Source organism: Mycetocola sp. Y444 (assembly GCF_059445295.1).
The window spans coordinates 511,514-530,365 of record NZ_JCAIUB010000002.1; the positions used below are offsets into that span (position 1 = coordinate 511,514).

Annotated in this window: 16 protein-coding genes; 5 read left to right on the forward strand and 11 right to left on the reverse strand. The window is 68.2% G+C overall.

The features are described 5' to 3' along the window. Positions 1-4 precede the first annotated feature (4 nt). The 4 genes from AC1C2M_RS09120 to AC1C2M_RS09135 all read right to left on the reverse strand — a co-directional run bounded on the left by AC1C2M_RS09120 (position 5) and on the right by AC1C2M_RS09135 (position 2,219). Positions 5-529 (reverse strand): heavy-metal-associated domain-containing protein, encoded by a 525-nt coding sequence (locus tag AC1C2M_RS09120; RefSeq protein ID WP_495436046.1) that lies wholly within the window; start codon positions 527-529, stop codon positions 5-7. A gap of 105 nt (positions 530-634) precedes the next feature. Then, complete coding sequence (locus AC1C2M_RS09125) at positions 635-1,090, reverse strand: heavy-metal-associated domain-containing protein (RefSeq protein WP_495436047.1); 456 nt, start codon at positions 1,088-1,090, stop codon at positions 635-637. Positions 1,091-1,121: 31 nt separating this feature from the next. After that, entirely contained in the window at positions 1,122-1,403 is a 282-nt protein-coding gene (locus AC1C2M_RS09130) for a metal-sensitive transcriptional regulator (RefSeq protein ID WP_495432750.1), read from the reverse strand. Positions 1,404-1,577: 174 nt separating this feature from the next. Next, a complete protein-coding gene (locus AC1C2M_RS09135) occupies positions 1,578-2,219 on the reverse strand; it encodes a hypothetical protein (protein ID WP_495436048.1) in 642 nt (213 codons plus the stop codon). Between the two features lie 6 nt (positions 2,220-2,225). Between AC1C2M_RS09135 and AC1C2M_RS09140 the strand changes: the two genes are divergently transcribed. Then, complete coding sequence (locus tag AC1C2M_RS09140) at positions 2,226-4,253, forward strand: heavy metal translocating P-type ATPase (protein ID WP_495436050.1); 2,028 nt, start codon at positions 2,226-2,228, stop codon at positions 4,251-4,253. Between the two features lie 624 nt (positions 4,254-4,877). Here AC1C2M_RS09140 and AC1C2M_RS09145 read toward each other — a convergent pair. Beyond that, positions 4,878-5,150, reverse strand: coding sequence for a CDGSH iron-sulfur domain-containing protein (locus AC1C2M_RS09145; RefSeq protein WP_483405440.1), 273 nt, complete (start codon positions 5,148-5,150; stop codon positions 4,878-4,880). Further along, positions 5,087-6,295: an iron-containing redox enzyme family protein gene (locus AC1C2M_RS09150; RefSeq protein ID WP_495436051.1), complete on the reverse strand. Its 1,209-nt coding sequence runs from the start codon at positions 6,293-6,295 to the stop codon at positions 5,087-5,089. The genes AC1C2M_RS09145 and AC1C2M_RS09150 overlap by 64 nt, the downstream gene beginning before the upstream one ends. A 683-nt stretch (positions 6,296-6,978) precedes the next feature. On the opposite strand from AC1C2M_RS09150, the gene AC1C2M_RS09155 reads away from it, so the two are divergent. Beyond that, positions 6,979-8,043 carry an aldo/keto reductase gene (locus tag AC1C2M_RS09155; RefSeq protein WP_495436052.1) on the forward strand — a complete coding sequence of 355 codons (1,065 nt, stop codon included), beginning with the start codon at positions 6,979-6,981 and terminating at the stop codon, positions 8,041-8,043. After that, entirely contained in the window at positions 8,040-9,440 is a 1,401-nt protein-coding gene (locus AC1C2M_RS09160; protein WP_495436053.1) for an LLM class flavin-dependent oxidoreductase, read from the forward strand. The genes AC1C2M_RS09155 and AC1C2M_RS09160 overlap by 4 nt, the downstream gene beginning before the upstream one ends. A gap of 680 nt (positions 9,441-10,120) precedes the next feature. Here AC1C2M_RS09160 and AC1C2M_RS09165 read toward each other — a convergent pair. The 5 genes from AC1C2M_RS09165 to AC1C2M_RS09185 are packed head-to-tail and all read right to left on the reverse strand — an operon-like array spanning position 10,121 to position 16,731. Then, positions 10,121-11,362, reverse strand: coding sequence for an acyl-CoA dehydrogenase family protein (locus AC1C2M_RS09165; RefSeq protein WP_495436054.1), 1,242 nt, complete (start codon positions 11,360-11,362; stop codon positions 10,121-10,123). A 44-nt stretch (positions 11,363-11,406) separates the two neighbouring features. Continuing rightward, on the reverse strand, positions 11,407-13,239 hold the full coding sequence (locus AC1C2M_RS09170; RefSeq protein ID WP_495436055.1) for a dipeptide ABC transporter ATP-binding protein: 1,833 nt from the start codon (positions 13,237-13,239) through the stop codon (positions 11,407-11,409). Then, entirely contained in the window at positions 13,236-14,156 is a 921-nt protein-coding gene (locus AC1C2M_RS09175; RefSeq protein WP_495436056.1) for an ABC transporter permease, read from the reverse strand. Before AC1C2M_RS09175 ends, AC1C2M_RS09170 begins: the two co-directional genes overlap by 4 nt. Further along, positions 14,153-15,085, reverse strand: a complete 933-nt coding sequence (locus tag AC1C2M_RS09180; RefSeq protein WP_483405447.1) for an ABC transporter permease — start codon at positions 15,083-15,085, stop codon at positions 14,153-14,155. The genes AC1C2M_RS09175 and AC1C2M_RS09180 overlap by 4 nt, the downstream gene beginning before the upstream one ends. Next, positions 15,082-16,731, reverse strand: coding sequence for an ABC transporter substrate-binding protein (locus tag AC1C2M_RS09185; protein ID WP_495436057.1), 1,650 nt, complete (start codon positions 16,729-16,731; stop codon positions 15,082-15,084). The genes AC1C2M_RS09180 and AC1C2M_RS09185 overlap by 4 nt, the downstream gene beginning before the upstream one ends. A 571-nt stretch (positions 16,732-17,302) precedes the next feature. Here AC1C2M_RS09185 and AC1C2M_RS09190 point away from each other — a divergent pair. Beyond that, positions 17,303-17,833 (forward strand): transporter substrate-binding domain-containing protein, encoded by a 531-nt coding sequence (locus AC1C2M_RS09190; protein ID WP_495436058.1) that lies wholly within the window; start codon positions 17,303-17,305, stop codon positions 17,831-17,833. Beyond that, a complete protein-coding gene (locus tag AC1C2M_RS09195; protein ID WP_495436059.1) occupies positions 17,830-18,831 on the forward strand; it encodes a cation diffusion facilitator family transporter in 1,002 nt (333 codons plus the stop codon). Before AC1C2M_RS09190 ends, AC1C2M_RS09195 begins: the two co-directional genes overlap by 4 nt. Positions 18,832-18,852: the final 21 nt, after the last annotated feature.

An 18,852-nucleotide genomic window follows, 5' to 3' on the forward strand; every position in this document is an offset into this window, starting at 1 on the left:
GACGCTAGCCAACGGGGTGCGGACCACCGACCAGGACATAGCCGGCCGCATCGAGGGCCGCACCGACGGCATCCGGGTCGAGGTCCGTTGCACTGGTCACCGTGACCCGCGAGATCCCGCCGCTGTTGAGATCGACGTCGACCGAGTCGACACCGTTGATCCGCTCCAGCCCGTTCATGACCGTGGCGATGCAGCGGCCGCGGGTCATGCCAGCGACGTCGAGCACTGACCTGACGCGGGGGCGGGATCCTGACACCCTCGGCGCGCCGATTACGGAGTCGGAGCGAACGGTCGGCGCGGGCGCCGCGGACTGGCAGGCGCACCCACCGGCGCTTCCGCAACCGCCGGAGCTGGCAGGGGTGTCGGTGCTGTTGCCTGCGCCACACATACCGCCGCAACCGCCGTCCCCGCACGCGCCCGAAGCGCACCCGCTCGCGCCGTTGCCACCGCCACCGCAGCATCCGCCGTCGGATGGAGCGCCGCTGCGTTTCTCGGTCAACCCGAGGTCGTGAAGGGGGCCTGTGGCCATGGGATGCTCCTGTGTTGGGATGGGAAGTGGGGCGGCGGGTGGCCCGCGCGTGAACCCGCCGGTCGCCGCGCGATTCGGGCGGGTTGGCGCGCCTGAGCGGCGTACTTAGTCCGCGGCGAGCGGCGCGCTGACCAGCGCGTAGCCGGCCTCTTCGATGGCCGCTGCGACGTGGGCCTTATCGAGCGGGGCCTCGCTCATCACGACGACGGACGAAACGCCCTCCGGGTTGAGCGTGATGTCGACACCGTTCACGCCATAAATCTCAGCAAGCTCCTCCGTGACGCTCTTCACGCAGTGCTCGCAGGTCATCCCCGACACGGAGAGCTCGGTGACGACACTGCCCGCCGGTACGGATGCCGTGCCCCGGCTGACATTGACGCCGTGACCACCACCGTGGCCGGCTCCTGCGCCGTGGCCTCCGCACATGCATCCGCCGCCGCCGTGGCCGCATCCGCAACCGCCGCCCGTGCCGCCGCTCGCGTGAATGTCGGTCAGGCCGAGGTCACGAATGGGGCGCGAGTCGCCGCGCGCGGTCAGGCCGAGGTCGGTGTGGTCGGTCATGAAGTCTCCTTGGGGATGGAAAAGGTGGTGGTCAGGATCGAACGAGGCGGGCGATCGCGGCCGACGCCTCGCGGATCTTCTCTTCGGCGACAGGGCCACCCTCGCGGGTCGCCTCCGCGACGCAGTGGTTGAGGTGATCGTCGAGCAACTGGAGCGCAACGGTCTCGAGCGCCTTCGTCGCGGCGGACACCTGCGTGAGGATATCGATGCAATAGACATCGTCTTCGACCATACGCTGGATGCCTCGAACCTGGCCCTCCGCCCGGCGAAGCCGCTTCACGAGGTCGGCCTTGTTGTCGACGTACCCATGCATGATGACCTCCGTTTGCTCCCTCCAATATACCCGGCAGGGGTATTGAGGACAATCGCGTTCCTGCCGCTCGCGGAGCATTAAGCCTCTTGTGTTGATACCCCTAGGGGGTATATCTTGCCCGGTATGAAAGACCATGAAACTCCGGATGCCGGTGCGTCGCGGTCGGATCGCCAATTATCGGTTTCCCGCAGCGAGGAGTCGCCACACGAGGCGGGTACCGCGAGCGAGGTGGCGGGGCACGCCGGGACAGAGAACGCTGCCACCGGGCACGCCGAGACTCGGCACGCCGAGACTCGGCGCGCTGGGACCCGACACGCCGGGGTGGGGCACGGCGATGCGGGGCAGGGTGAAGAGCGGCGCGCAGGTGAGGCTGGGACGAGTCGCGCGGGCCACCCGGGGATGAACGATGCTGACCACGCCACTCACCTCGGGATGGATCACGACGCCATGAGTCACGGTGCCGGGCATGGTGTTGCCGGCGAGCCGGGCAGGCACACGGGTGGTGCGCACGGCGGCGGACACGAGAACCACATGGGGACGGACCACGCCGCCATGGGGCGCGGTGGGACGGACCATGCCGCCATGGGTCACGGTGAGCTCGACCACGCAGGCATGGACCACGCCGGGACGGACCATGCCGGGACGGACCATGCCGCCAAGGGCCACACGGCCATGGGTCACGCCCGGATGGACCACACGGCCATGGGTCACGCGGGCACGGGCCACGCCGGGACGGGCCATTCCGCCATGGGTCACGGTGAGATCGACCACGCTGGCACGGGCCATTCCGCCATGGGCCACGCCGGAATGGATCACTCGGCCATGGGTCACAACGGAATGGACCACAGCGGCCACGGCGACCACGTCGCCCAGTTCCGCCGCCTGTTTTGGGTGATGCTCGTGATCGCGATCCCCGTCGTGGCCTTCAGCAGCATGTTCGCGTCTATCCTCGGGTACTCGCTCCCCGACATCCGCTGGCTCAGCTGGATCTCACCGGTCCTCGGCACCGTGATGTTCGTCTGGGGCGGCAGGCCGTTCCTCACCGGAGCGGTCGCCGAGATCAAGGCCCGCCAGCCGGGCATGATGCTGCTCATCGGCCTCGCCATTTCGGTGGCCTTTGTCGCATCCTGGGGCGCGAGCCTCGGCATCCTCGACCATCAACTGGACTTCTGGTGGGAACTCGCCCTCCTCATCGTGATCATGCTGCTCGGGCACTGGATCGAGATGCGGTCGCTCGCGCAGACGTCGTCGGCTCTCGACTCGCTCGCGGCGCTCATCCCGGACGAAGCCGAGCGCGTCGACGGCACCAGCATCACCGTTGTGCCGCCTGCCGAACTTCGGGTGGGCGACCTCGTCATTGTGCGCCCGGGAGGCCGGGTTCCCGCTGATGGACGTGTCGACGACGGTACCGCCGACGTCGACGAGTCGATGATCACCGGTGAGTCGATGCCGGTCCGGCGGGGGCCGGGCGACCCCGTCGTCGCCGGAACCGTTGCCACCGATTCGGCGCTGAGGGTGCGCGTGACGGCGGTCGGTGAGGATACGGCGCTTGCCGGCATCCGTCGACTGGTGACCGACGCGCAGAACTCGACCTCGCGAGCGCAACGCCTGGCCGACAAGGCCGCGGGCTGGCTGTTCTGGTACGCGCTCGGTGCCGCCGCGATCACCGCTGTGGCGTGGACGCTCCTCGGCACGCCCGATGAGGCGATTATCCGCACGATCACCGTGCTGGTGATTGCCTGCCCGCACGCGCTCGGCCTGGCGATTCCGCTCGTTGTCTCGATCTCGACCGAGCGGGCCGCCCGCGCCGGCGTGCTGGTCAAGGATCGGCTCGCGCTCGAGAGCATGCGCACCGTCGATACCGTGCTGTTCGACAAGACCGGCACCCTCACCCGCGGCGAACCCGCCCTGGCCGGCGTCACTCCGGCCGACGGCTGGACCGCAGATGAGGTGCTCGCCCTCGCGGCAGCCGCCGAAGCTGACAGCGAGCATCCGCTGGCGCGCGCCCTCGTCGCGGCGGCGGCGGGTCGCGGGGTGGCGCTCGCGGCGGCATCCGATTTTCGGTCATCGCCCGCGGTGGGCGTTGAGGCGATGGTGGACGGGCGCCGGGTGGAAGTCGGCGGCCCCGGCCTGCTCGGCCGGACGGGCGTTCCGCCGTTGCCCGCCACCGCGGAGTGGAGCGGCCAGGGCGCGACGGTGCTGCACGCTCTTGTCGACGGGCGGGTCGCTGGCGCGTTTGCGTTGCGCGATGAGATCCGGCCTGAATCTCGGGATGCCGTCAGCGCGCTTCACGCCCGCCAGGTCCAGGTGGTGATGATTACCGGCGATGCCGAGGCTGTCGCGCGGTCGGTGGCGGGTGAGCTGGGCATCGATCGTGTCTTCGCCGGCGTTCGCCCGGGGGACAAGGCGGCGAAGGTCGCCGAGTTGCAGGCCGAGGGGCGCAGGGTCGCGATGGTCGGCGACGGTGTGAACGACGCCCCGGCGCTCGCGCAGGCGGATGTAGGGCTCGCCATCGGGGCCGGGACCGACGTCGCCATCGCCTCCGCCGGCGTCATTCTGGCGAGCGATGACCCGCGCGCCGTGCTCTCCGTGATCGAGCTGTCGCGCGCGAGCTACCGCAAGATGCAGCAGAACCTCTGGTGGGCGGCCGGCTACAACCTCGTCTCGGTGCCGCTCGCCGCCGGGGTGCTCGCGCCGGTCGGTTTCGTGATGCCGATGGCGGTCGGCGCCGTGCTCATGAGCCTGTCGACGGTCATCGTCGCGCTCAACGCCCAGTTGCTGCGGCGGCTCGATCTGCGGCCCGCTGCCGTGGTGTCGTCGGTGCGGGCGGATGCCGTCCCCGCGAGATAAGGCCGGGTTGCGGATGCGGCGGCTTGCCGGGCGACGTGGGCCCGAGATAAGGACATCGGCGCGAGACAAGGATGCCCGGGCCGGTTTTGTCCTTGTCTCGGCGTTATTTCCTTGTGCCACGGCGGCCCGGCATCCTGGGGATCCGCGCCGCGGCATCCGCTGGCCCGATGTGCAGGAGATCGCCCGCTTAGCAGGATCTAATCGCCGGGATCGTCCTGATGAGCGTGCGATTACCTGTTAATCCGCCGCTGCTGTGCTGCCGAGGCGGTGCAGGCCCGCGATAGCGCCCGGTGGCGGATGCCGTCGCCGCGAGATAAGGACATCGGCGCGAGATAAGGATGCCCGGGCCGGTTTTGTCCTTGTCTCGGCGTTTTGTCCTTGTGCCACGGTGGCCCGGCATCGGGGGTACCCGCACCGCGGCATCCGCTCGCCCGATGTGCAGGAGATCGCCCGCTTATCAGGATCAAATCGCTGGGATCGTCCTGATAAGCGTGCGATCACCTGCTAATCCGTCGCTGCTGTGCCGCCGCGCAGACCCGCCCCGCGACGACCACCGCGAGTGGCTGACTTTGCACGGGTTACGGTACCGCAGACCCGTGCAAACCCAGCAACTCGCGATTCGCGCTACGGCGCCTTAAACCCGATCGCCTTGTGTGTCCCATCGCAGAACGGCTTAATCGCCGACACCCCGCACCGGCACAGCGCGACGGTCTTGCGGGTGCGCTCGATCGGCTGCCCGTCGGGCGTGGTGAGGTCCATCTCGCCGCGCACGAGCAGCGGCCCGTTCGGGCAGGCGATGATCTGGGTGGGCTCGGGCTTACCAGCCATGCTCGTCACGCTGCGGTCCCGGATGTCGTTGCTCGCGGCATCCGCAATGCTGATGCGTCCGCGGTCCATGCGTCGAGCATGACCTGGCCAGCCCAGCCGTCGACGACGAGGCACGCGGCCGCACCGAAGAGGATGTCGGGGAGCAGGGCTGGATCGTCTTCGGCGAGTGCGCCCGCGAGGTCGCGGCCCGCGATTTGCTCGTGGACGGCATCCGCTTCAACGTGCTCGTCGAAGTACCAGCACACGTCGTCGTCGAAACCGTTGCGGCGGAATCCGCGCGCGTACAGCCCGTTCGGGATCGACGAGGTCATCTCAAACGCGGCAAGGTGCCCGGCGATCGCACCGCGAAGGCGTCGGTTGAGCCCGAACATCGACATCATGTTCTGCGACGCCAGCGTCACGGCCGGCACGAAGTTGAGGTACGCGCCGTAGGTGTCGTCGAGCCCGAGCCCGCGCATGGTGCCGGCGAAAATGGCGGCGTGCATGCGGTCGGGGCGACCTCCGCCGTACTCGTCGGCCTGGATCTCGACGAGCGCAGCCTTGGGCCGGCCGGAGAGGCGGGGGATCGCCCAGGAGTGCGGGTCCGCTTCCTTGAGCGTGTAAATGGAGCGGTGGATGAGGAACTCCTCGAGCTGCTCCCGGTTGGCCTTCGACGCGATGAAGCGCGACAGGCTGGGCCCACTGCTCTCGGCACCGGTGAGGGTGAAGAGGGTGTCAGCAACGGCAGCCATCGTGGGTTCGGGAAGCTCCGGCACCGGAACATCGCGCCGCAGCTGAGCCTCGAACGCGGCCTCGATCACACGGCGGGCGGCGATGAGGTGCGGATGCCATTCCCATCCGTCATGCGCATCGGCGAGCGATCCGTAGTGCAGGCCGTAGAGCAGGAAGAGCGCGAGCTGGACGTCCTCGTCGTTCACGAGGTCGACGGACGCGGCCACCGCGGCTGCGGCATCCGCGGCGAGATCGGCGGTGCCGTCGAGGGAGTCGTCACCCGTCGGCGCGGTCAGGATTAGCGCCAGGATGCGACCACTGAGCGGGCCCCTCGCGATGAGGGTCGGCTGTGCGGGGCTCGCGGTGGTGCTCGTCGCGTTGCTCACGTTGGTCGGGTCGTTGAGGGTGCTCGAGTCGCTCGGGTAAGAGTTGCTCGATGCCGAGTCCGCGGTGCCGTCGTCGGTGCCGGTCTGGGGGTAATCATGGGGGTGCGTCAATGACATAACTCAACTCTGATCAAGCGCGGCCGCAGCCGCAACCCACACTGCCCGATGCGCAATCTTCGCGATTTGCTGCTATGTGCGAGTTCGGTGCTTTGCAGGCCGGTGGGGTGCGGTGTGGAGCGGCCCTGCGGGGTGGTGCGCTGTGCGGCCCGGCCCGGCCCGGCGCGGTGACGTGCTGTGCGGCCCGGCCCGGCGCGGTGACTCGACCGATTAACAGGACATCGCACGTTTATCAGGCACGGGTGCGCGATCTCGTCCTGTAAATCGTGCGATCTCCTACGCATCGTGGCGAGCGGATGCGATGGCGCGAGGGGTGCGTGGCGCGCGCGGATGCCGCGTCGCGAGGGGGTGCCGTGAGGCGAGCGATTGCGCAGCGCGAACGGGTGCTGTGGGGTGGCGACGCCACAGCGGTCGGGTCGGGATGACGGACGGTGTTGGGTGATGCTGCGCGCCAGCCGCGGCATCCGCTCGACCGATTAACAGGACATCGCACGTTTATCAGGCCCGGGTTGGCGATCTCGTCCTGTAAATCGTGCGATCTCCTGCGTATAGCGGCGAGCGGATGCCCGCGACCGGCAGCATCCGTCCCGCGGAATATGACGGCGTGAGACACGCAACCGGACACGCGGGAGGAGGTCGTTCTAGGGTGAAAGCAGATCCCGATGACGACAAGGACGTGCACCATGACAGGCATCCCCACTGTGGAGCTCGGCGACGGTCTCACCACCTCGGCGCAGGGCCTCGGGGGCATGGCCCTCACCGACGTGTATGGCGCCGCCGACCCGGACCAGTCGCTCGCCACGATCAACCACGCGATCGACATCGGCGCGACCTTTCTCGATACCGCGAACGTGTACGGGCAGGGCGCCAACGAGGAGCTCTTCGCCCGCGTGCTCAGGCACCGCCGCGCGGAGGTCGTGCTCGCGACCAAGTTCGGCATCCTGCCGACGCCCGACGACGGCGGGTTCCGGGCGAGGGGCGACGCCGCCTACGTGCACGAGTCGATCGACGCGAGCCTGAAACGGCTCGGCACCGACACCGTCGACCTCTACTACTACCACCGCGTCGATTCGCGGGTGCCCATCGAGGAGACGGTTGGCGCGCTCGCCGAGCTGGTCACCGCGGGCAAGGTGCGGCATATCGGCCTCTCGGAGGTCACCGCCCTCGAGCTCGAGCGCGCCCACGCAGTGCACCCGATCGCCGCTGTGCAGAGTGAGTGGTCGCTGTGGAGCCGCGATGTCGAGGACTACGTCATCCCCACGGCGGTGCGACTCGGCATCGGGTTCGTCGCCTATTCACCGCTCGGTCGCGGATTCCTCACGGGCGGGGTGACGGATGCCACGGCGCTGGGTGAGAAGGACGCCAGACGCAACTTCCCCCGCTTTAATGACGAGAACTTCGCTGCCAACGTCGCGGCGGTCGAGGTTGTGCGGCAGGTGGCGGCGGCCGAGGAGTTGACTCCAGCGCAGGTCGCGCTCGCCTGGGTCTACGCCTCGGGCCGGCGGCTCGGCGTCCCCGTGGTGCCGATCCCTGGCACCCGCAAAGCGCACCGGGTCGACGAGAACGCGGCGGCTGTCGGCGCGACGCTCAGCGACGAAAGCCTCGCCCGCCTCGACGGCATCTACGCCGGCATCGAGGGCGAGCGGGCCAGCGATCCGCTCTACATCTCGCGCGGCAGAGAGCAGCGGGAGCACGAGCACGCGGACGAGCGCGACCACCGCGCACCGGAAACGGAAGGACCCCGATGACCGAGCCCAAGAAACTCATCGTCAACCTCTTCGAGATGAACTGTGTCAGCCACATCTCGCACGGATTGTGGGTGCTGCCGGGCAACAACCGGCACCGGTTCAATGACATCGACTACTGGACCGAGCTCGCCCAGCTCCTCGAGGCCGGTGGCTTCGACGGGATCTTCCTCGCCGATGTGGTCGGCGCGTACGACGTGTTCCGCGACGGTCCGGAGACGGCGTTGCGCGAGGGCGTGCAGATCCCGAACAACGATCCGCTGCTGGTGATCCCGGCGATGGCTGCCGTCACCAAACACCTCGGCTTCGGCGTCACCTTCTCGACCACCTACGAGCCACCGTTCGCCTTCGCGCGCCGGATGAGCACGCTCGACCACCTCACCAAGGGCCGCATCGGCTGGAACGTCGTCACCTCGTATCTGCCCAACGCCGCCCGCAACTTCGGCCTCGACGGCGAAATGCCCAAGGCAACACGGTACGAGCGCGCCGACGAGTACCTCGATGTGCTCTACAAACTGTGGGAGGGCTCCTGGGATGACGACGCGGTCGTGAATGACCGCGACAACCGGGTCTACACCGACCCCGACAAGGTCCGCTACATCAACCACGAGGGCGAGCACTTCAAGGTCGCCGGGCCGCACCTGAGCGAGCCGTCGCTGCAGCGCACCCCGGTCATCTACCAGGCCACCGGCTCACCGGAGGGCATCGAGTTCGCCGGGCGTCACGCCGAGGTGGTGTTCACCGGCGGCCGCACCGTCGAGGACTTCCAGAAGAACGCAAACGAGATGCGGGATGCGGCGGTCCGGCAGGGACGCGACGGTGACGACATCCGGTTCATCGTCCAGGCTGGCGTTGTGGTCGGTCGCACCGACGAGGAGGTCGCGGCGAAACTGCAGAGCTACCGCGAGAATACGAGCGTCGATGGCATCCTCGCGCACGGCAGCCTGCCGTTCGACCTGACGGCGTACCCGTCAGACGCGACCATCGCCAGGGTGATCGACGACGTCGGACCGCACCCGATGCTCTCGAGCATGGGCGCAGAGACCACCGTCGAGGATGCCCTCGCGCGCATCACCGCTGGCAGGGAGGGGCGCTTCTTCGTGGCGGGGACGCCGCTCGAGGTCGCCGACCAGATCGAGAGCTGGCTCGACGATGACGGGATCGACGGCATCAACCTGCGCCAGTACCACTCGTTCGAGACGGCGCGTGATTTCATCGAGCTCGTCGTTCCCGAGCTGCGCAAGCGCGGGCGGATGCGCGAGAATTACCCCGAGGGCGAGACGCTCCGCGAGCGGCTGTTCGGCGAGGGCAACAGGCGCCTGCCCGAGCGCCACGTCGCGGCGCGGTACCGCGGGGGAGCGAACCTCGATGTGCCGGTGGAGCCGATCCGCTACGCCTGACGCGAGGGCATCCGGATGCCGCGGCGTCGGCGCAAGGAGAAAGCGCCGAGATAAGGATGGGATGAGGCCAGCCGTCCTTGCCTCGGCGCTATTTCCTTGCCTCGGCTTGCTCGAGTTGTTTACCGCGCTCGAGCGGGACGCGAGAGGGCTGCGAGCCCGGCGCAGCGGCATCCGCGCGACGGGTTTGCAGGTGATCGCACGCTTATCAGGATGCAGTCGCTGGGATCGTCCTGACAACCGTGCGATGTCCTGTTTTGCGGGCGACGCTGGAGCGGCGGCGGGCAACGGCGAGCGGGCGAACGGATGCCGCCGGGTCGGCCCAGCGAACGGATGCCGCCGCGTCGGCACAAGGAGAAAGCGCCGAGATAAGGATGGGATGAGGCGAACCGTCCTTGCCTCGGCGCTATTTCCTTATCTCGGCTCGCTCGAGCGGGGCGCGCCGGCAGAGCGCCTGGGTTTACGGCATCCGCCCGACGGGTTTGCAGGTGATCGCACGCTTAGCAGGATGCAATCGCTGGGATCGTCCTGATAACCGTGCGATGTCCTGTTTTGCGGGCGACGGCGAGCGAGCGAACGGATGCCGCCGGGGCGGCTCAGGGAACGGATGCCGTGGCGTCGGCACAAGGAGAAAGCGCCGAGATAAGGATTGGATCGCGACCGCCGCCGTCCTTGCCTCAGCGTTATTTCCTTATCTCGGCGTCCACCGCAGCCGCGCGCAGCTCCTTCCACGCGGCGTTGGGCGCCCGATCGTTGAGGAAGAACTCGCCAACCGTGCGCTTCTTGTAGATCACCGGGTTGTGCGACGAGACCGTGCGGGCGTTCCGCCAGTGCCGGTCGAGCCTGCGCTCCGACGACGCAGCGGATGCCCCACCCACCTCAAAGAGTCGGGTCGCGGCAGCGAGCACCACGTCGACGATCGCGACCTGGGCCGAGTACACGGCGATCTCGGCTGCCGTGACCGCGGCGTCGTCGAGCGTGCCGTCCGTGTTCGTGCGGTACGCGGCATCCACCGCAGCGGCGGCACGAGTCACCAGCGCATCGGCCGTGAACGACGCGGCCGCCACCTCACCCACGACACTCTGCACGAGCGGATCCTCGCGCGGCAACGGGTTACTCGCCGTGATGAACGTGCGCGTGCGCGGGCGGACGTACTCCACGGTGTCCGTGAGGACCGCCTTGCCGATACCCGCGAGGGTAGCAACGAGCACCAGCTGGAAGAACGCCGTCACATGGTTGATGCGGCCGTCGGTGTAGCGGGTGATGTCCTCGGCGGCGACCTCCGCGTGGTCGAAGATCGTGGTGCCACTCCCGGTCAGCCGCTGGCCGAAACCGTCCCAGTCATCCAGGCGCTCGACGCCGGGGTCGTCGGTCCGCACCACGTACGAAACCCGCCCGCCGGCGGCATCCCGAGCGCTCCCGCTCACCCAGTCGGCGAAGATCGTGCCAGTGCTGTAGTACTTCCGCCCAGTGACGAAGAACCTGCCGTTCTCCTCCGAGACCACCGTGCTGACCTCGGCGAGCGACGCACCGGTCAGCTCGCTCGACGCGTTGCCGACGAGGTCACCCGCGGCGACCCGCCGCAGCCACTTCTCCCGCACCTCGGCATCCGGGTGAACGAGTCGCGTCTCGACGAACGCGAAGTGCCCACGCAGCAGCTGCGGGAGGTTCGAGTCAGCGGAGCCAAGCTCGCTCAACAGGCGCGCGAGCTGGCCGACCGTCGCGCCGAAACCGCCGTACTCCCGCGGCACCCGCACCGCACCGAAGCGCTCGGCCTTGAGCCAGGCGACCGCCTCAAACGGAAGCGCCCGCTCGGCCTCCCGCTCGACGGCTCCCTCCCGAATGCGCTCGAAGACCGGCGCGAACAGGCCGCTGAGCTCGTCATCGCTGAGTGCCGGGGTCGTGGTGTCGAGAAGGGTGGTCATCGTCGTCTGCTTTCGTTGCGGTTCAGTGAGGGGTGCGGATGCCGTCAGCCGCGTGCGGAATCAAAATGGGGCAACGCGTCGAGCAAACCCCTGGTGTATCCGTGTGCCGGTCGGCTGAAGACATCGTCGACGGCGCCCGCCTCGACGATGCGGCCGTCTTTCATGACGAGGACCTCGTCGCTGACGTGGAAGATCACCCCGAGGTCGTGCGAGATGAACAGGTAGGTCAGGTCGAGTTCGTCCTGCAGATCGGCGAGCAGGTCGAGGACCTGCGCCTGCACGGACACGTCGAGCGCCGACACCGGCTCGTCGAGGACGAGCAGCGCGGGGTTCGCGGCCAGCGACCGTGCGATCGCCACTCGCTGGCGCTGGCCGCCGGAGAGTTCGATCGGCCGCCGGTCGAGGTGCGCCGCCCCGAGCCTCACGAGCCCGAGCAGTTCGGACACCCGCTCGGCCCGCTCGGCCCGCGACGTCCGCCCGCTGGCCGACACCGCCTCGCCGATGATGCGGGACACCGTGTACCGCGGATCGAACGAACTCAGCGGGTCCTGGTAGACCACCTGGACCTGCCGACGCAGCCGCGTGCGCTCCGCCGGCGTCGCCGATGCCCACGACACCGAGTCGATCGACACCGAACCCGAGTCCGGAGTCTCGAGGTTCGCGAGGATCCGCGCCGTCGTGGTCTTGCCCGACCCCGATTCGCCGACGATCCCCAGTGTGGTTCCCCGACGGATGCTGAATGACACGTCTTCGACGACGGTCCGGCGTGTGCGATTGTGGCCGGGGAAGCTCTTGCTGATGCGCTCCACGACGACGAGAGGGGCGGCGTCACGGTCCCGTTGCGGCCTGGTGTGGGTGGCTGTCGGGTGCGGGCCGGTCGCGACGGTGCCCGGGTTCGCGCCCGCCGAGCCGGCCGCGCCCGTCGCGCCCGAGTTCGCGCCCTCCGAGCCAGCTGCTCCTGTACCGCCAGCGACCGGCGCCGACAGCCGCCGGCGCCGCGAACTCGGGGAGGGCACTGCCGCGATGAGGGTCTTCGTGTAGGTGTGTTGCGGGTCGAAGAGCACGGCATCCGTTGTGCCCTCTTCCACAATCTCGCCGTGCTGCATGACGGCGATGCGGTCGGCGATCCGCGCGACGACGGACAGGTCGTGGCTGACGACGAGCATGCCCGTTGACGAGCCCTTGAGCGTTTCGAGCAGTCGGATGATCTGCGCCGCGATCGAGGCGTCGAGTGCGGTTGTCGGTTCGTCAGCGATGAGGAACTCAGGGTCGGCGGCGATTGCCGACGCGATGAGGGCGCGCTGGCGGAGGCCTCCCGACAGCTGGGACGGCAACTGGGTGTACCGCAGTTCCGGTTCGGGCACGCCGACGCGACCGAGAAGATCGAGCACCTTCGCGGTGCGCTCACGGCGTGACAGTGAGGTGTGCAGTTTGAGTGGCTCAGCGATTTCAGCACCGACCGTGCGGAGGACATCGAGCGAGGAGAGGGCATCCTGGAGCACGAAACCGATCCGGTCGCCGCGGGTGGAGCGCCACTGCCGGTCCGGCCAGCTGCGTGTGTCTGCGCCGTCGAAGCTGAGCCGGTCGGCGCGAACCGTCGAGCCCAGCCCGGCCAGGCCGACGAGGCTGCGGGCGGTGACGGACTTGCCCGACCCGGACTCGCCCACGAGCGCGAGGGACTGGCCCCTGTCGATGCGGAATGACACGTCGCGCACCACCGTCGTGGCGTCGTGACCCGCGCCGAAGCCGACCGTGAGGCCCTGGACATCCACGAGTGCGGGGGCAGCGGCATCCACGGCGGAGTCGACGGGGGAGGCACCGGCGGCCTCGGCGCCGGAGTGGACCCGAGCCTCGGCGCGGGTGTCGCGCGCGCTCACCGGGCTACCCGCCCTTCGGAACGGCGGCGGAGGTCACGGCCCACCGCGGTGATCGCGAGCACCGTCGCGACGAGGAACGCCGACGGCACGAGAATCAGCCAGGGCGCGTTGGAGATGAAGTTGCGTCCGACCGAGAGCATCGCGCCCCACTCGGGAGCGGGTGGCGGCGTGCCGAGGCCGAGGAAACTCAGCGATGCGCCGGCCCCGATCGCCCCGCCGACACCGATCGTTGCGAGCACGAGAACCGGCTTGATGGCGTTCGGCAGCACGTGGGTGAGAATCACCCGCAGCCGCGAGAAACCGAGGGTGGTGGCCGCCTCGACGTACGCGGATTGCCGCACGATGTGCGTTTGCGCGCGTACCAGCCGCGCGTAGTAGGCGATGCCGGCCGCGCCGATCGCGAGAATGGCGTTGAGGGTTCCGCCGCCGATGAGCGCGATCACGACGAGCGCGAGGAGGAGCTCGGGAACCGCGAGCGTCACGTCGAGGAACCGCATGACGGCGCTCTCCACGAACCGGTTGCTCAGCCCGGCAAACAGTCCGATGATCGTGCCGAACACCACACCGATCGCCGTTGCCGCGAGTCCGATGAGCAGCGACGTGCCCGCTCCGTGAACGACGCGGCTGTAGACATCCGCCCCCGACTCGTCGGTTCCGAAGATGTGGCCGGGTCCAGGGGGAGTGAAGCTGTCCGCCGGAGACACCTCGAGCGGGTCGACGGATGTCAGCAGCTGCGGAGCGAGGGCTGCCACCGTCACCCAGGCGAGAAAGAGCACGGCGAGCGTGAGGCCGGGGCGGAACTTCCGACGCCGTCGTGCGCCACGAACGGGACTGACCGGTGCCGGTGCCAGCGTGGGGACGACGAGCCCGTCGTCGATGGTGGTTCTGGGTGCCTGGTGCGAAATGTCAACGGTCACGATGTGACTACTCTCGGATCGACGAGCGTGTACAGGATGTCGACGACGAGGTTGACGACGACGTAGACGGCGGCGGAGATCAGGACGATCCCCATGACCACCGGAAGGTCCTTGTTGTAGACCGAGCTGAGCATGAGCCCGCCGACTCCCTGCCGGGAGAACAGTGTCTCGACGATCACCGACCCGCCGAGGAGGGTCGCGACGACGAAGCCGGACATCGTGATGGTGGGGAGGGCGGCGTGCCGGAGGGCGTGGATGATCCGCACCGGGGTGTCCCGCATCCCGCGCGCACGGGCCGTGAGGATGAACGGCTGTTCGAGCACGTCCTCCAGTTCGTTGCGCAGCACCTGGGAGAGTGAGCCGACGAGCGACAGCGCGAGGGTGAACGCGGGCAGGATGAGCGGAACCAGTCCGTCCCCGCCGCCGGCCGGGACGAGCCGCAGCGTGAACGAGAACACGATGAGCAGTCCGAAGCCGATGATGAAGCTCGGGGTCGCGGCGAGCACGACCTCGATGCCCGAGATGATCGACCGCAACCACGGTGTGCGCTGGGCGGTGAGCACCGCGATCGCGACGGTTAGGACGAGGGCGAGGACGGCGGCGGTTCCGGCGAGGACAGCGGTTGGGCCGACCTGCTGGCCGATGGCATCCGTTACCGGCATTCTCAGCCGGTATGACTCACCGAGGTCGCCCTGCAGGAGCTGGGTGAAGTAGTGCAGGTACTGCACCAGGAACGGCTGGTCGAGGAGATAGTCGGCGCGAACCTGGGCGAGAGCCTCGGCGGAGGGACGAGCGTCCGCTCCGCCGAGGATGATGAGGGCCGTGTCGCCCGGGGTGACGTACAGCGCGAGGAACGTGAGCGTCGCAGCTCCCCAGAGCACGAAGACGCCGAGGAGAAGGCGCGTCGAGATGCGGCGGAGGATGGTCATTGCTCGAGCCAGGCTTTCGTGAAGACGGGCACCGGGTGTGAGGTGTCTGTCGTGATGCCCTTCAGCCCGTTCTTCGAGTACGCCCACTGGCTGTGGTTCTCGTAGAACGGCAGGCCGGGCACCAGCTCGAGCAGGCGGTGCTGCACGAGCGAGTAGGCCTCGCGCGCCTCATCGCCGTCGGGAGCCTGACGGGTAGCGGTGAGCAGCTCATCGAGCTCAGGGTCGGACAGGTATGACGCGTTCTGGCCGATCCGTTCGCCGGTGATCTCGCTGGAGTCGTAACGGATGAACAGGACGTCCGGCGTGTTCGTGTGCCACACCCCGGCGAAGCCGTCGTAGTCGCCGGCGTACCGGATCTCGGTGAGCTGCGCCTGCGGGTACTGGGCGATCTGTAGCTCAATGCCCACCTTCTTGACCTCGCCCTGGAGCTGCACCAGGAGGGCACTCGGTGTCGCGCTCTCCACGGTGGGCACCACCACGGTCAGCCGTGTGCCGTCCTTCGTGCGGTAGCCGTCGCTGTCGCGCGTCGCCCAGCCCGCCTCGTCGAGCAGGTCGTTGGCCCGGTCCGGGTCGTAGGTGAGCACGCCCTCGGTGGACTTGTCGTAGTACGGCGTCTCGGAGGAGAGGTAGTTGTCCTTGACGTTGAAGCTGTTGAAGCCGACGCTGTCGGTGACGGCTTCGCGGTCCACGGCGGCGACAAAAGCCTCACGGACGCGGATGTCGTCGAACGGCGCCCGCGAGAGGTTGAAGTGCAGCACGTTGGGGCTGCCGGCCCGCACGAGGTTCTCGTACACGAACGAGTCGTTGGCCTGGATGGCCTCCGCGTTCTGGGGCGGGAGGTTCTCGGTGATGTCGTACTGGCCGGAGACGAGCGTCTCGTAGCGGATGACAGCCTCGGGCACCACGGTGATCTCGATGCCGTCGAGGTGCGCCTCGCCGTCGTAGTCGAGCCACTCCGGTCCCCAGTTGTAGCCCTCTCGCTTGATGTAGCTGATGCTCTGTCCCACCTTGTAGTCCTCGACTACGAACGGTCCTGAGCCGATCGGGTTCTGGCACAGCGTCTCGGGGGACTCGGTGATCGCCTTGCCCGAGGTCATGGCCAGCCAGGACTGGGCCAGCCCGTAGAGGAACGGGGTGTACGCGTAGGCGAGGTGCGCCTCGAAGGTGTACTCGTCGACGACGGTGCCGTCGACGTACGGCGCGATGTACGCGGCGGCGAGCGGCGACTTCGTGGCTGGGTCCCTCATGTGCTCGAGGTTCTGCCCGAGCACCTCGGCATTCCACGGTGAGCCGTCGCTGAACGTCACGCCCTCCTGGAGGTGGAAGGTGTACGTCTTTCCGTCATCCGAGATCTCCCAGCTCTCGGCGAGGTACGGCGCGATGTTGCCGTCGGCGTCGAGCGTCACGAGGTTGTCGTAGATGATTCGGCCGAGCAGCTGGTGCTGCGTCGCTGAGATCGAGTGGGCGTCGAGGCAGCCGGGTTCGGCCGAGATGGACAGTGCGAGGGTGCCGCCCTCGACCGGTTCACCGGTGCTCGAGGTGTCGCTGGCACCCGCGTCCGATGCGCAGCCCGTGAGCAGCAGCGTTGCGCCCATGACGACTGCGAGGCCTGAAACGAGGGCGGACCGTGCGCGTCGTGAAGTCATGGGTTCTTCTCCAGGGGTCGGCGCCCGAGCGGATAGCTCAGGCGAGTACCCCAAGAATGACGAGGTTCCCTCACCCGTCCAACTCACGGTTACGACATGTTGGCTCCCGTTACGTACTGTTGTGCAGCGTTACGATTTCGCGCCGTTCTGCCGACTGCGCGTCGTCATATTTCACACACCGGCCCCGATCTAGGGCATACTCGCCCGGCATCCGTTCGCCCGCTGTGCAGGAGATCGCACGCTTATCAGGACGACAACGCCGGTGCTGTCCTGATAAACGCACTCTGTCCTGTCGCCGGTGGCGGTGGCGGTGGCGGTGGCGGTGGCAGTGGCGGTGATGTGCGGATGCTGTCGGCCCGGGACAAGGACAAAGGCCCGGGATAAGGACACAATCGGTGCGATCGTCCTTGTGCCAGCACGATGTCCTTGCGCCAGGGCGATGTGGCGGGCGGATGCCGCAGCGCCGGCCACGGGGGCCGGACGGACAGGAGATGCACGCGAGCCCCGGGCACACGAGTGCTGCACTGTCAAATCGGTCCGCGGTGCCGTTCGATGTGGTTATGGTGTGGCTATGGCGCTCCGTTCTTGTCCCACCCTCGCCCACGGCACTCGTGCCCCTCGTACCGTCGCTCGCCGGGCGCTCGCCGCCGGCGCACTCGCGCTCGCGCTCGGCCTGACCGGGTGCGCGTCAAGTTTCCCGGCCGACCCGAACGGCACCCGCGACCGGGTGACCGGTGGCACGCTGCGCGTCGGGGTCTCCCCGAACGGTGACTGGGCCGACATCTCCGACGGTGGCGAGCCATCCGGAGTCGAGGTCGCCCTCGTCGAGAAGTTCGCCGACGAACTCGACGCCGAGATCGCGTGGACGGAGGGTGGTGAGGAGAAGCTCATCGCTGACCTCGACGCGGGGCGGCTCGACCTCGTGATCGGCGGACTCACGGATGCCACACCGTGGGCCGACAAGGTTGCGGTGACCAGGCCATTCGACGAGGTCGGTATCGGCGGCGGCAAGACGGCCAAACACGTGATGGCCGCGCCGATGGGCGAGAACGCGTTTCTCCTCGAACTCGAGAGATTCCTCGCCGAGGAGGCTGCACTGTGACCCTCAACTTCGGAGTGACCGAGCTCCCCGAGAAGCAGACAGAGACCCTCAAGAAGGCCATCAGGCTCGAGTGGATCACCATAGGCTTCCTCGCGGTCACCGTCTTCCTCGTCTTCCTGGTGCTCGGCAACTCGCAGGCGATGAAAGCCGCGTGGATCGAGGACCTCCTCTCGTTCATCCCGCCGCTCGTCTTTCTCATCGCCATCCGCGTCGCGCGTCGCACCCCGAACCGGAAGCATCCGTACGGGTATCACCGCTCGGTCGGGGTCGGACACCTCGTCGCCGCGGTTGCCCTCGTCACGATGGGTACCTTCCTCATCATCGACTCCGCCTCGTCGCTGCTGGCATCCGAGCATCCGAGCATCGGCTCGGTCACGCTCTTCGGACACGTGTTCTGGCTGGGCTGGTTGATGATGGGAGTGATGGCAGCTATCGCGCTGCCGCCGGTCTTCATCGGGCGCGCGAAGATGAAACTCGCGCGCGAGCTGCACGACAAAGTGCTCTATGCCGACGCAGACATGAACAAGGCTGACTGGATGACCGCCGTCGGTTCCATCGTCGGCGTCGGCGGCATCGGGCTGGGTCTGTGGTGGGCGGACTCCGCCGCCGCGCTGTTCATCGCCGGCAGCATCCTCTGGGACGGTGTCAAGAACATTCGCGCCGCCGTTGAAGACCTCATGGACACCCGTGCGATGACCTTCGATGACGCGAAACCGCACCCGGTTGTTGACCGCGTCGATTCCTACCTGCGGTCACTGGACTGGGTCGCGGATGCCGGTTCACGGGCACGCGACCAGGGTCACGTCCTCCACATCGAGGCCTTCGTGGTTCCGCGCGACCCGGGCAAAGTCAGCGTCGAGCAACTCGACGAGGCCCGCAAAGCGTGCATCGACCTGGACTGGAAGGTGCAGGACCTCGTGATCGCCCCGGTGGCGTCGCTGCCCGATGTGGTGCGCGACGAGCGGGCATCCGCCCACCGCAGCCGGGGAACCGAGTAAGCGCAGCCGTGAGGTATGCGG